Source organism: Waltera sp., from assembly GCF_046969025.1.
In the GTDB taxonomy this organism is placed as follows: Bacteria; Bacillota; Clostridia; order Lachnospirales; family Lachnospiraceae; genus Acetatifactor; species Acetatifactor acetigignens.
This window is the reverse complement of the sequence record NZ_JBKVQF010000015.1, coordinates 78457-92536: the sequence shown is the minus strand read 5'-3', so window position 1 is coordinate 92536 and position 14080 is coordinate 78457. Positions and strand designations below refer to the sequence as shown.

General features: G+C 46.8%; 9 protein-coding genes and 4 tRNA genes. All 13 read left to right on the top strand.

The annotated features are described in order from the left end of the window. Nucleotides 1-77 precede the first annotated feature (77 nt). The 13 genes from ACLTOH_RS09835 (at nt 78) to ACLTOH_RS09775 (ending at nt 14023) form a co-directional block, all read left to right on the top strand. Nucleotides 78-149, top strand: a tRNA-Glu gene (locus tag ACLTOH_RS09835). A gap of 31 nt (nt 150-180) precedes the next feature. Next, nucleotides 181-254: transfer RNA gene (locus ACLTOH_RS09830), tRNA-Ile, on the top strand. A gap of 39 nt (nt 255-293) precedes the next feature. Beyond that, nucleotides 294-367, top strand: a tRNA-Asp gene (locus ACLTOH_RS09825). 24 nt (nt 368-391) lie between these two features. Next, nucleotides 392-464: transfer RNA gene (locus ACLTOH_RS09820), tRNA-Val, on the top strand. A gap of 137 nt (nt 465-601) precedes the next feature. Then, nucleotides 602-1090, top strand: coding sequence for a hypothetical protein (locus ACLTOH_RS09815; protein ID WP_337536848.1), 489 nt, complete (start codon nt 602-604; stop codon nt 1088-1090). A 46-nt stretch (nt 1091-1136) separates the two neighbouring features. Beyond that, complete coding sequence (locus ACLTOH_RS09810) at nt 1137-2183, top strand: extracellular solute-binding protein (protein WP_337536846.1); 1047 nt, start codon at nt 1137-1139, stop codon at nt 2181-2183. After that, the gene (locus ACLTOH_RS09805; RefSeq protein WP_337536844.1) at nt 2167-3942 is read left to right on the top strand and encodes a sensor histidine kinase; all 1776 of its coding nucleotides are present in this window, start codon (nt 2167-2169) and stop codon (nt 3940-3942) included. The genes ACLTOH_RS09810 and ACLTOH_RS09805 overlap by 17 nt, the downstream gene beginning before the upstream one ends. Nucleotides 3943-4026: 84 nt before the next feature. Beyond that, the gene (locus tag ACLTOH_RS09800; protein WP_337536842.1) at nt 4027-4791 is read left to right on the top strand and encodes a response regulator transcription factor; all 765 of its coding nucleotides are present in this window, start codon (nt 4027-4029) and stop codon (nt 4789-4791) included. 211 nt (nt 4792-5002) lie between these two features. Continuing rightward, nucleotides 5003-6427 (top strand): hypothetical protein, encoded by a 1425-nt coding sequence (locus tag ACLTOH_RS09795; protein WP_412224035.1) that lies wholly within the window; start codon nt 5003-5005, stop codon nt 6425-6427. Between the two features lie 146 nt (nt 6428-6573). Next, nucleotides 6574-8403, top strand: coding sequence for an ABC transporter permease (locus ACLTOH_RS09790; RefSeq protein ID WP_412222730.1), 1830 nt, complete (start codon nt 6574-6576; stop codon nt 8401-8403). A 2-nt stretch (nt 8404-8405) separates the two neighbouring features. After that, a complete protein-coding gene (locus ACLTOH_RS09785; protein ID WP_412224033.1) occupies nt 8406-10052 on the top strand; it encodes an ATP-binding cassette domain-containing protein in 1647 nt (548 codons plus the stop codon). Nucleotides 10053-10271: 219 nt separating this feature from the next. Beyond that, nucleotides 10272-11396, top strand: a complete 1125-nt coding sequence (locus ACLTOH_RS09780) for a metallophosphoesterase family protein (RefSeq protein ID WP_412224031.1) — start codon at nt 10272-10274, stop codon at nt 11394-11396. Continuing rightward, nucleotides 11393-14023: an AAA family ATPase gene (locus ACLTOH_RS09775; RefSeq protein WP_412224029.1), complete on the top strand. Its 2631-nt coding sequence runs from the start codon at nt 11393-11395 to the stop codon at nt 14021-14023. The genes ACLTOH_RS09780 and ACLTOH_RS09775 overlap by 4 nt, the downstream gene beginning before the upstream one ends. Nucleotides 14024-14080: the final 57 nt, after the last annotated feature.

Below are 14080 nucleotides of genomic sequence, written 5' to 3'. Positions count from 1 at the left end.
CACTCGGCTGTTAACCGAGTTGTTGTAGGTTCGAGCCCTACTCGGGGAGTTTTTTCATAAGAAAATAAATATTATCCGGCTCCATGGTCAAGCGGTTAAGACATCGCCCTTTCACGGCGGTAACACGGGTTCGATTCCCGTTGGAGTCATCTGATCTCAGATCAGTCCCGAAAGGGTTGCGGACCTTTAGCTCAGTTGGTTAGAGCAACCGGCTCATAACCGGTCGGTCCTGGGTTCGAGTCCCCGAAGGTCCACTGAAAGCAGTTCCATTTCATAAGATAAATAATAAATATGGCCCAGTGGCTCAGTTGGTTAGAGCGTCGCCCTGTCACGGCGAAGGTCGTCGGTTCGAGTCCGATCTGGGTCGCTAAAGATTTTCATTAATCTTTATGGGGTCTTAGCTCAGCTGGGAGAGCATCTGCCTTACAAGCAGAGGGTCATAGGTTCGAGCCCTATAGGCCCCATTTTTATGTTTGAAATGAAGAAAAACGTCTTTATGCGTATGCATAGAGGCGTTTTTTTAGTTCCCTGGTCGCATTGACGAACAGCCAAAAGATAGGTATGATGTAGTAATACAGGAAGCGGAAAGGTGAGGTACACCATGGAGCAGCGCATTTTGCAATATCGAAAACAAATAGATGAGTGGCTTCAGAAAATGGAGCAGAGAGCGCAGACATTATCACAGGACGGCGAATACTCAACGCAAGCGATACAGAGACAGTCGGATACACAGAAAACTGATACAGAGAAAACGGATACTGAGGAACAGACTATGCAGGAAATGGTTCAGGACAAGCTTCAGGAGCATCTGGTGCAGGTGGGATTTTTTCAGCATGAGCGCCTGATCCATCTGATCGTTACGGTGACTTTTGCGTTGTTAGAGATGCTGGCGATTGTCTTAAGTGTGATCTCTGACAGCCTTTTTACCTTATTACTCCCGGTAGTGATCCTGATCCTGCTGATCCCGTACATCCGTCACTACTACATTCTGGAGAATGAAGTGCAGAAGATGTATGGACAGTATGACCGGATGCGCAGACTGCAACAGAAGGCAGCTGAGAGAAATAACTGTACATCGGAAAATTCGTAAGGACAGTACAACGGGAACAAGAGTCAAAAAAGGTAAGAGTAAAATTATGGGGACTTATAGTAAAAAATATAAAAGAAAGCTATCTGTTCTGTCTGTTCTGACAGCAGCAATTTTTCTACTTACCGGCTGCGGTCAGTCGGAGGAAACAGTCTATCAGATTCCGGAGGATAAAAAACTGATCGTATATACTGCTCATAAAGAGGAAGTATATGAACCGATCATCAAAGAATTCGAGGAGCGTACTGGTATTTTTGTGGAATTAAAAGCAGGGGATACGATTGCATTATTCGAAGAATTGCAACAGGATCCTCCGGGAACTTTTGACGTTATGTTCGGTGGAGGTATTGAGAACTTCGAAGAATGCCGGGAGTATTTACAGCCCTACCGGGTAGCGGAAACAGATCAGATCGAAGAAGCTTATCGGGTAGAGGGGGATGCGTATACACCATTTTCTGTATTACCTATCGTTTTTATATACAACAGCAAGCTGGTATACCCGGTGGCTGCGCCAAAGACCTGGGATGAGCTGCAGACTGATCGCTGGAAAGGGAAAATAGCATTTGCGGATCCGAATAAATCAGGAAGCAGCTTTACCGCATTGTGCACCATGTTACAGGTGGTGGATGCGGAGGAACAGGTAATTCTGCGCAACTTTAACGATGCGCTGGATGGTAATATTTCACCGTCCTCCGGGGCAGTGTTGGATGAGGTGAACACTGGCACGAGACTGGTAGGAATCACCAATGAAGGTATGGCCAGACAGCGGATTCTGGAGGGAGAGGATCTGGTCATGACCTATCCTACGGACGGCACCAGCGCCATTCCGGATGCCACCGCCATTGTAAAAGGAACGAAACATTTAGAGAATGCACAGTTGTTTTTGGATTTTACGGTCAGTCAGGATGCACAGCGGCTGGTGGAGGAAGCCTTCCTGCGCAGAACCGTCCGTAATGATATGCCGGAGAAAACAACAGCGGAGGATAACCGTTTAAAGGCGATAGACTATGATGTGACCTGGGCAGCCAGCGAAAAAGAGTCCATCCTGGCAGCCTGGGACGCACTGCAAAGGAGCAAGGATGAGAAAGTGGATTAAAAAATCATTTCACAGACAATTACTGGTCTGCTTTGCAGTGGTAGCGTTGCTTCCCCTGTTGTTCTTCGGAGTGTCTCTGATCCAGACCATGGAGACCAAGATCAACAGTGATTATGAAAAGAATGTAACGGAACAGGCGCAGCAGATCGACACCGGTGTACTGGAGGTATTTGGTAATTTTGAGACGGTGGTGGAAAATATCAATGCCAACCGCAAAATTGTAGACAATATCAATGAAGAAGATTCCTGGTCCCGGAGCAAAATATATCTGCAGTTTTACCGGGAAGTGTCCGATTACCGGGAATATGCCCAGTTTGATCTCTATGACAGAAACGGAAAGTGTATCTATACCACAAGACAGGGAGATGCCAGAATGGAATTGCCGGTTTACTGGGGAATTCTGAAAGCGGTGGAAGACAGTCAGGATACATTGATATTGAGACGGGCAGAAGAGAATGATTCCGGAGTTCTGTTGTATGCAGCAGGAAAGCTGTTGGGAAGGGGCGGAACTCTGGAGGGTTATATCGTGATCAGTATGCGGACCGAGAATTTCGAGAAGATCATTCTTGACAGTGGAAACGGGAAGAACGATGTTGCATTTCTGGATCCGTACTGGAGAACTATTTATGACAGTGGCAGCTTACAGACAGATCAGATCCGTCATGAACTGATGAGTGGTCATAAATTGTTGGGGGTCTATCGGGCAGGAGAATTGTTGATCCAGCCCTTGGGAGAGAGTGGTCTGTATACTGTGATGGCGTGTCCCAGTGTATTTTCCAGGGAAGTTCTAAGTTCCATGTACCGCGTACTGACGGTGATGCTGACCATCAGTGTATTGCTGTGTGTGATCGTAGCATCCCGTGTGGGGCGGAATATGACGAAACCCATTGAACGGATGAATACTGCCATGCGTACTCTGCAGGAGGGAGATCTGAGTGTAAGAATTGCCTCCGACAGGGAGGATGAATTGGGACAAATGTCCCGTAACTTTAATATCATGGCCAATGAGCTGGAACAGAGTGTGCAGGATAAGGTGGAGAAGCAGAAGGAACTGAATGCCTCCCATATTGCCATGATGCAGGCACAGTTAAATCCCCATTTCCTGTACAATACACTGGATACCATGAAATGGGTGGCGAAGGCCAATCACATTCCGGAGATCGCCACCATGGCAGCGGGTCTGGCGAAGATCCTGCGGACCAGTATTTCCAAGAGACAGTTCATTTACCTGAAGGAAGAACTGGAGCTGGTGAACTGTTACGTGGATATCCAGAAGATCCGTTTTAACGATAAGTTTACCTATTCCGTGGAAATGGAGGAGGGACTGGAGGAATGTGTGATCCCGAAACTGATCATACAGCCCATCGTAGAAAATTCGGTTCTGCACGGACTAAAAGAGAGCGAAGAGGGAAATATCCGGGTGCAGATTACGGGGAAGAATGGCGTACTTTGCATTGAGGTGACGGATGACGGCTGTGGTGCTCCCGAAGAGCAGATGGAGGCCATCAATCATAGAAGGCAGGAGCAACTGGTGGGACATATCGGAGTATCCAATGTGGATACGATCATCCGGCTGACCTACGGCGAAGAATACGGTATTCATATGGAGAGTCTTGCTGAAAATAGCGAAAATGCCGCAGATAGCGAAAGCACTGCAGACAGTGAAAGCATTGCAGACAGAAAAGGCACAGAAACGGAAAGTGCAATTCATGGTACAAAGGTGACACTGCGGCTGCCGGTAAAATACGGTGAGGTGTGATACACAGGAGAATGACTTTTGCCGGATATGGGACAGGGGAAAATATATCAGACGGGAGCAACAGATAATGGAGGAAACAGGGGTATGTACAAAGTAATCGTAATTGATGATGAGACACTGGTACGCAGAGGAATCGTAATGGAAACGGACTGGCAGGCGCTGGACTGTATGGTCGTAGCGGAAGCGGACAATGGTATCGAAGGACTGGAAGCAATACGAAAATACCATCCGGATCTTCTGATCTGCGATATCCGTATGCCCCAAATGGATGGTATTGAGATGTTGAAGCAGCTCCGGGCAGAAGGAAATGACGTCAGTGTAATCTTTTTGACTGCCTATAGTGAGTTCTCCTATGCACAAAGTGCATTGAAGCTGTTGGCAAGCGACTATTTGCTGAAACCTTTCGGTGATGGAGAACTGGAGCAGGCAGTAAATGCGGCTTTAGGTAAACGTAAAAAAACCCAGGAACGGGAAGAAACTCGAAGTGAGGAGCAGCTTCCGGAGTTGGTTCTGAATAAAGGTGATAAGAGCAAATACGTCATGGCGGCGGTGGATTACATTTCCTCACACTATGGGGAACCGGAGCTGAGTGTGGCCCAGATTGCAGAACATCTGGGAATCAGTGAAGGACATTTGAGTCATACATTCAAAAGGGAGACGGATTATACGGTGGCGGCATACATTACCAGAGTGCGTATGCGTACTGCCATGAAACTGTTGAATGACTGCCGGAATAAGGTGTATGAAGTCGCAGAACAGGTAGGCTATCGTGATGTTGCACATTTTTCCAGCAGCTTTAAGAGGATTGTTGGTGTCACTCCCTCCGAATACCAGGATAGAAGCATGTAAAACCACAAAGATGTACAAAAGAAACGACGAAATAACAGAAAAATTATACATGGTATCAGAAATATTAAAATAATAACAGTTTTACCTTATACAAATTGCTGAATTCCCAACGTATAATAGAATCATCAGAACGGAAGTGGGAAACATCCCATTCCAAGTAAGTGGACCATAAAGGGTTATACAAACTATATGTTTCAAGGGAGGACAGCATATGAAGAAAAGAGTAGTATCGTTACTTATGATCTGTGCACTGAGTGTTGGTATGTTAGCCGGATGCGGCAGCAGTCAGACACAGAACCAGGCAACTGGAAGCGCAGACAACACACAGACAGCCGGAACCGAGACGGTGGCAGAGACCAAGACCCCGGAGGCAGCCGACGACGCAAATCTTACTGCAACTCAGCAGATCATCAAACAGGCAGAAGGAATGACCATGGAGGAACTGGCACAGAAGGCCATCGAAGAATCCAACGGCAAGACCTTTTACGGCGTAGGTAATTCCAGCCGTGGTAAAGCAGCACTTCCTCTGTTCATCGAGTATCTGCAGTCTATCGATCCTTCTTACAGCATGGAATTCGACTGGCAGCAGCCCAAGAACAACAAGATCTTCGAGCAGCTGACCGCAGATTCCCTGAAACCCGAAGGAACTTTCGCAATGACTCTGATCCAGGATGGTAATCAGATCGAATCCAAAATGGTACAGACCGGAATATTGGATACCTATATTCCAAAGGAATGGGCAGAGGCTAACGGAACCACACCGGATGCCGTAGACGGATATCTCGCCTTACAATTACAGAACAAGGTATTTGAGTACAACTGCACCGGTGACAAAGTATACGACAACTGTTGGGACTTCGTGGGTGAAGGCGTACATGCCCTCTTCATGGATATTGATTCCGAAGTTGTAGGAAAGAACTTCCTGTACATGCTGACCGAAGACAAATACGCAGCTATGTTAAAGGATGCTTTCAATGCATTACCCGCTGACGAGCAGGCTTACTTCCAGCCCACCATCGACGAAATGGAATCCGAAGCAAGCGATTTGGGATTAGGTGCCGATGGCAAATATGCACTGGCATGGATCAAGCTCTGGGTAGGCAGCTACAATGCCCAGACCGATGACGGTCCTATCTGTAATACACTGGTAACAGATTCCGCAACTGATCAGTGTGGACTGTTAGTATACAACAAGTTCCGTTCCGTAGAGGAGTCCGCAGGTGTATCTGTAAATAATGTTAAGGTTGCAGCTTACCAGGATGGCTATCAGGGAATCGGCGGTTATGGATATTGCCATTACCTCTTTGTCACTGACAACAGCCCTCTGCCCTGGACCGCATGTGCCTTTATCGCATACATGACCTGTACCGAAGACGGTTACAGTGCATGGGGCAAGGATATGGGAAGCTATTCCTACAATCCCGAAGTGGCTAAGGCTATCGAAGCTACCTACCAGCACAGCACCGGTGGTATGGACGCCAACGGCAATGTAGAGTTCGAGAACAAGAACGACAGAGGATTTGATTGGTGGTCCACCGACGGAAAGCTGGTAATGGAAGATCCCGAGTACTGTGCATCCGTTTCCTTCACCGTAGGAAGCTGGATCGAACTGTTACCGAAGTACACCGCTGAATAATATAAAAGAGTAACTATTCGTCCCGTCAGAATAAGAAAATCTGCTACATCATGCTTGCATGTAAGTAGCAGTTTTCTTATTCGCAAGGAGACACGGGGCGAATGATTCTACAGGACATAAGCTTGTATTGGGAAGAGAGGTAAACCATGAATCAGAGTGCCGCAAAAAAAACAAGCAAGATGGTGATTGTTCTGAACAAGATCAAGACGTACTTCTCAAAGCCACAAAATATCATTCTGCTTCTGTTTGGTATCGTACTTACTTTTACCACAGTGGCACCGATCGTGGCAATCGTCGAAGATACCTTCAAGATCCATCCGGGCACCATCGATGCGCATCTTACCGGAAAGGCAACCGGTTATTCCGTTGTCAATTATGTGGATCTGTTCACCAGTAAACTGGCGAGAACGAATCTGTGGACACCGCTGTTAAATACTGTGCTGCTGGCAGTTTTCACCTGCCTGATCTCCATTGTGTTCGGCGGAGTGTTCGCTTTCCTGATTACGAGAACCAATTTAAAATGTAAAAAATATTTAAGTTCCATATTTATTTTCCCCTATATCATGCCACAGTGGACACTGGCAGTGGTATGGCAGAATGTTTTCAACAGTAATGCAGTCACCGGAACCTCCAACGGTCTGCTGGCTTCGCTTTTTAATATTACGATGCCCAAATGGTGGTGCCTGGGGCTGTTCCCCAGTGCAGTAGTATTGGGACTGCATTATGCCCCCTTTGCCTACATCCTGATCGGCGGCATCTTCCGCAACATGGATGCCAATCTGGAGGAAGCAGCGACGATTTTGGATACACCGAAGTGGAAGACCATGTTCCGTATTACTTTACCCATGGTAAAACCGGCGATTCTTTCCACAATCCTGCTGGTATTTGGAAGCGCCATGGGAAGTTATCCCGTACCTCACTACCTGGGACTGACCACTCTGTCCACCAAGTACATCTCCATGAACTCCAAGTATACCGGGGAAGCCAGTATTCTTGCCATCATCATGATGATCTTCGGTGTGGCGATCCTGTTAATGAACCAGATGAGCTTAAAGAGCCGTAAGAATTATACGACGGTTACCGGTAAATCCGGACAGATCTCCAAGATCAACTTAGGAAAAGTCGGGAAATATCTGATCGCGATCATCCTGATCGTCATCACTTTCTTCACCAGTATTTTCCCGATCCTGTCCTTCGCACTGGAGACTTTCCTTCCGAATCCGGGAGATTACAGTTTCCTGTATACCATGGATCCCAGTGCTCTGACCACCAAGTGGTGGCTGACGGATAACAACGGAGCCGGTGCTCTGTACGGACAGCCCGGTATCCTCCACAATCCGCTGATCTGGAGAGCATTCAAGGGAACGATGTTAGTCGCTGTATGTTGTGCTCTGATCGCAGGTACGATCGGCACCCTGATCGGTTATGCAGTATCCAAGAACCGGAGAAGCAAGTGGGCGAATTACGTCAACGGTGTGGCATTCCTGCCGTACCTGATGCCGTCCCTGGCAGTGGGCGCAGCTTTCTTCATCCTGTTCTCCAATGACAAGATCAACCTGTTCAACACTTACACATTGTTGATCATCGCAGGCGTGATCAAGTACATTCCTTTCGCCAGCAGAAGTGCACTGAACTCCATGCTGCAGCTGTCGGGAGAGATCGAGGAAGCGGCCATCATCCAGGATATTCCCTGGTACAAGCGGATGCTGCGGATTATCATTCCGATCCAGAAGTCTTCCATTATCAACGGATATATGCTTCCGTTCATGACCTGTCTGCGAGAGCTGTCCCTGTTCTTACTGTTATGTACGCAGGGCTTTATCCTCTCCACGACACTGGATTATTTCGATGAGATGGGACTGTATGCATTTTCCAGCGCCATTAACCTGATCCTGATCGTAACGATCCTGATCTTTAACACTTTGGTAAATAAACTGACCGGGGCCAGCCTGGATGAAGGTATCGGAGGTAAATAACTATGCCGGAAATCAAATTAACACATGTTACAAAACGTTGGGGAAAATTCTATGCGGTAGATGATCTGAGTCTGGATATGGAGGATAATTCCTTTATCACTCTGCTTGGTCCCTCCGGTTGCGGTAAGACCACTACCTTACGTATGATCGCCGGTCTGGAGACCCCTACCAGCGGGCAGATCAAGATCGGAGACCGGGTGGTATTCGATAGTGAAGCGGGGATCAATGTTCCCGCAAATAAGAGAAAAGTCGGATTTCTGTTCCAAAACTACGCACTATGGCCGAATATGACGGTATACCAGAACATCTCCTTCGGACTGGGAAATATCAAGGAAGAACTTCCCGTGATCGATGAGGAAGCCAAAGCTTTAAAAAGCATGATCAAGGCACTGGAGAATCCGGGAGAGCTGGTAAAACTCATTGAGGAATGCAGAGATAAAAAGGGAAAGTTAGACCTGGATATGGTCTATCTGAAGCTGATCGATAATTACACCATTTCTATCTATACTGCAAAGGAACTGTATAATTACAAGCTCCATGAGGCAGCAGACAAAGAAAGTGCATCAAAACAAAAGAAGCAGGAACTGACTGCAAAATTGGACAGCATCCTGGCAGGTCATAAGGAAAAAGGGGAAGAACTTAACGAGAAATTCGAAGTCGTATCCGGTGGCAAGGTAGTAACCAGGGTCAGAAAATATTCCAAGGAAGAGATTGACCTGGCAGTACGCAGAGTATCCCGTATCGTTAAGATCGGAATGTTCATGAATCGTTATCCTGCAGAACTGTCCGGTGGACAGCAGCAAAGAGTTGCCATTGCCAGAACACTGGCGCCGGAACCCCAGGTATTGTTCATGGATGAGCCGCTGTCTAACCTGGACGCGAAACTCCGTCTGGAAATGAGATATGAGTTACAGCGTCTGCATGTGGAGACCGGAAGCACCTTCGTATATGTAACCCATGACCAGATGGAAGCTATGACACTGGCAACGAAGATCTGCCTGATCAACAACGGTGTGTTGCAGCAGTATGAAGCACCGTTGACTGTGTACAGCAGACCCAACAACCTGTTTGTGGCTGATTTCGTAGGAAATCCTTCCATTAATTTTATCGAAGCCAAGGGTGTGCAGAATGAAAACGGCAGCCTGGATGTGACAATCTTAGACGGTAGAAAGGCAAAGTTTGTTCCGAAAGAACACCTGGATCTGCAGAGATGGTTCGCTGAGAGAGATAAGAACGAAGCCGATGAGGCAGCCCGTCACAAAGAGAAAATGCAGGATAAGAAAGCCGTGGAGAAATCCAACAAGGATGAAGTCTTCAAGTATCATATTGCCAGAGTGAACGAAGATGATTATGCACTGCAGGAAGCTCCCGTGATCACCAACGAGGATTTTGTCATCGGTGTACGTCCCGAAGCCCTGCAATTACACGATGGTGCAGGTCTGGACGGCGTGATCTACGGTGCTATGCCCACCGGTATGGAATCCACGATTAAGCTTCGTATCGGTGATTTCCTGTTGACCGGCGTAGTCTTTGGCAATACCGCTTACAAGATCGGTCAGGAAGTGAAGTTCGAGATCGGTGGAGAAGATATTCTGTTATTTGACAGAAAAAGCGGCAAACTTATTACAGCCGGCAGACTGCAGGTATAGTCATAAACATAGGTGATTCAACATCTGAAAAAAACGTATCGGAAAATGAGACCAAATGTCTCACTACCGATACGTTTTTGTTGTAATCGAACAAAGATTCGTATATAATGAATATGTCTGCAAAACGAGAGCATCACAGATGCGGTTTTGCGAATGAGATTCTGCATAGTTCCAATCTTTTGAAACAGGTGCTACAGGGTTAATGCGGGAGGCAGCAATATGAAAATCATCCATTGTGCGGATATCCATCTGGATTCCAAAATGAGTGCAAATCTGACCAAAGAAAAAGCGAGAGAACGCAAGACGGAATTGCTGACTACTTTTCAGAATATGGTTACCTACGGGGCAGAGCAGGGCGTGGCGGCGATCATAATCGCAGGAGATCTGTTCGATACGAAAAACGTATCCGCTACCGCCCGGAATGTGGTAAAAGACTTAATTCAGGGACATCCCAAAATAGCTTTTTATTACTTACAGGGGAATCATGACGAAGGAAGCTTTACGTCCGGTCTTTCGGAACTTCCGGAGAATCTTCATCTATTTGGGAACAACTGGACAAGCTATGAACTTTCAGGGACGGAGAATACTTCCGGTAAGGGAGTTGCGGTTACTGGGGTGGAACTGACACCGGAAAACAGTGGAAGCATATATAATACGCTGTCACTGGATGTGGATCAATGCAACATTGTAGTCCTGCATGGGCAGGAATCGGAATACAGTGCGAGAGATAAGGCGGAGATCATTCATCTGACGGCATTGAAAAATAAGGGAATTGATTATCTTGCCCTGGGACACATCCACAGCTATAAAAAAGAGCGTCTGGATGCGAGAGGCGTCTATTGTTATCCCGGCTGTCTGGAGGGCAGAGGGTTTGACGAATGCGGAGAGCATGGATTTGTGATGCTTGATATTGATGAGCTGACAGGTACAATTGACAGTACGTTTATTCCTTTCGCATCCCGGAAGCTCTATACCATCCCGGTGGATATTACCGGTTGTGAATCCACGACGGAAATCATGGAACGGATGAGAGCCGAGACAGCCGGGAAAGGTTACCCGGAGAAAAGTCTGATCAAGTATGAACTGGTCGGGAAAATAGATGTGGAAAGTGAAAAGGATATTGACTTTCTGTTACATCAGTTCAGCCACCTTTTTTATTTTGTGAAGATTAAGGACAGCTCTGCGTATCTGGTGGATTATGCTGCTTTTGCAAAGGATAAGTCCTTAAAGGGAGAGTTTATCCGTACTGTCATGGGCAGAGAAGATCTGTCGGAAGAGGACAAGGCGACAGTGATACATTACGGATTGCAGGCACTGGCCGGAGAGGAGATCCTAGACGCATGAAACTGATCAAATGTCACATTGAGAATTTCGGAAAACTAAGTGACTTTACATATGATTTTACAGATGGCTGCAACACCGTCTGTGAGGAAAACGGCTGGGGAAAAAGCACACTGGCTGCATTCTTACGCGTTATGCTGTTTGGATTCCGGAATGAAGGGAAGAGGGACCCACTGGAAAATGAGAGGAAGAGATACAGTCCTTGGCAAAAGGGGGTCTACGGCGGAGAACTGCAATTTGAAAGTGAAGGAAAGCAATATTCTGTCCGCAGAACCTTCGGAAGTAAAAGCGCAGAAGATGAATTTCAGCTGACAGATACGAAAACAAATCTTCCACGCAGTGATTTTACACAAAATCTGGGAGAAGAGTTGTTCCGGATCGACGCAGGATCCTTTGAACGAACGATTTTTATCTCACAGAATGACTGCGAGACCTTTGTTACGGACGGCATCAATGCCAAAATCGGGAATCTGGCGGAGAATACGGACGATATCAATAATTTTGAGACAGCGGACAAGCGGTTGAACGATCTGTTAAACAGCATGTCACCCTCTCGTAAGACCGGATCGCTCCGTCAGAGCAAGGACCGCATTACGGAACTGAAGACGCAGATCCGTAACGGGCAGGAGATACAGAATACGATGGAAAGTATTGATACCCGGAAAAAGGCGGCGATCGAGGAGAGAGAAAAGCTTTCTGCGGAACTGACAGAACTGCAGGAGAGACAAAAGGAACTGGGAATTTATAAGGATCAACAGGCGAAAAAAGAGAAGTACCTGGATCTGCGTGCAAAAATGGCACAGAGACAGCAGACTTTAAAAGAAGCGGAAAGCTATTTTAACGGCGTGATACCAAAAGGGGAAGAATTACGCGAAAAAGCAGCCGTCTGCAATCAGGGGATTTCTGTCCGCAAGGCAATGGAAATCTATTGCCTGACAGAGGAAGAACAGGCGCAGTGTAAAGATAATTTTCCCATGGCGGACAATGCGCAGTTGGAAGAAAAATATGCTGAGGCACAAGAACTTGAGAGCCTGGAAAGCGCAACAAGAAAAAATGCCCTGTCAGGGGAAGAGAGCAGGCGGTTAGAGGAGCTTTCCGGATATTTTGCGGAAGGAATGCCGCAGGAGGCGGAGATCGACAGTGTAAAAAATGCCTGGACGAACCGCAATGAAGGAAAAAGTCTTCTGCAGGCGAAAGAAATACAGAGGAAAACCCTGCAATCCATACAGGCACAGGAAGATGCCAGATGCTTACGGGAGCAGGAAGAAGCAGGTAAAAGGAAAAAAATGCTGTTGCTTTTTGGCATTCTTTTATCGCTTGGTGGTTTTGCTGTGATCCTGTTGGGACAGGGAGTGATCGGAGGAGTCCTGGTCGTACTGGGAATTGCAGCTGTGGCAGCGGCACTGTTGTTTACAGCAGGCAGATCTAAAGACCAAACGGGAGAAAATACCGAGCTTTCCCGTTTGGAACAGGAAATGGAAGAACTTGAGGCACAGGTCTGCATAGAGGAAGGACAGATTGAGGATTTCTGCACTCGTTGGGGACTTCGGGAAGGACTGGAACTGACCTCCTGGCTTGTGGAACTGCAGAATAAGAGAAGAGATTACGAGGCACTTTTGGAGCGGCAGAAGCAGGCTGGATCAGATGAAAAGACTGCGAGAATTGCCGCACTGCAGAAAGATTTACAGCAGTTTTTTGCAGAATACGGAGAAGTACCGGAAACACAAAACTATCTTGCAGCATTGCATGAACTGGCGGGAAAGTGCAGACAGAGACAGCTTTTATTGGAAAAACAAAAGAAATATTTACAGCAAAAGCAGAAATACGAAGCGTTGGCAGAACAGGTAAAAAATTATCTGATGTCGTTGCAGCTGATTCCGGAGGAGCACCCGGAAGAACAGCTGGCCGAACTGGAAAGTCATAGAAAGGATTATGAGAAGGAGTTACAGGAATATCGGAGAATCGAGCAGGAGATAAAAGCGTTTGAAGAGAAAGAGGACATTCCGGCACTTCTGGCACTGAAGATCCCGGAGGGAGAGGAATCCCTGGAAAGTCTGGCAGATGAAATGCAGGTCCTTTCGGAGCGTATGGAAGAACGTTTTCAGACCATTGACAGCTATCAGAAACAACTTTCCGACTTACAGGAATCCTGGGATACTGTGGAAAATATGCAGGAAGAGCTGGAAGCGTTGCAGGAGAAGACAGAGGAAGGACTCAAACAATATGAATTGCTTGGAATGACGAAAAATCTGTTGGAACAGGCAAAGAGTTCGTTCACTGCGAAATATACAGAACCTGTCATGCAGGGGTTCCGGAAATATTACAGGATGCTCACGGGAACGGAATGCGAAAATTATCAGATGGATGCCAATACCAGATTACAGGTGATTGAAGGAAATATGCCCAGAGACATCGGATACCTGAGTCTGGGCAACCGTGACCTGATCGGTATCTGTATGAGACTTGCTTTGGTGGAAGCCATGTATGAGGAACAGAAGCCGTTTTTGATTCTGGATGACCCTTTTGTGAATCTGGATGAGAACCGGACCAAGGGAGCAATGCGGTTCCTTACAGAGATCGCGAAAGAGTATCAGGTGATTTATTTTACCTGCCATGGCAGCAGGGAATAAGGGAAGGCTGTAGTTTATATTTGTAGAATCAACCGATTCTGAGAAATCAGACGGTAG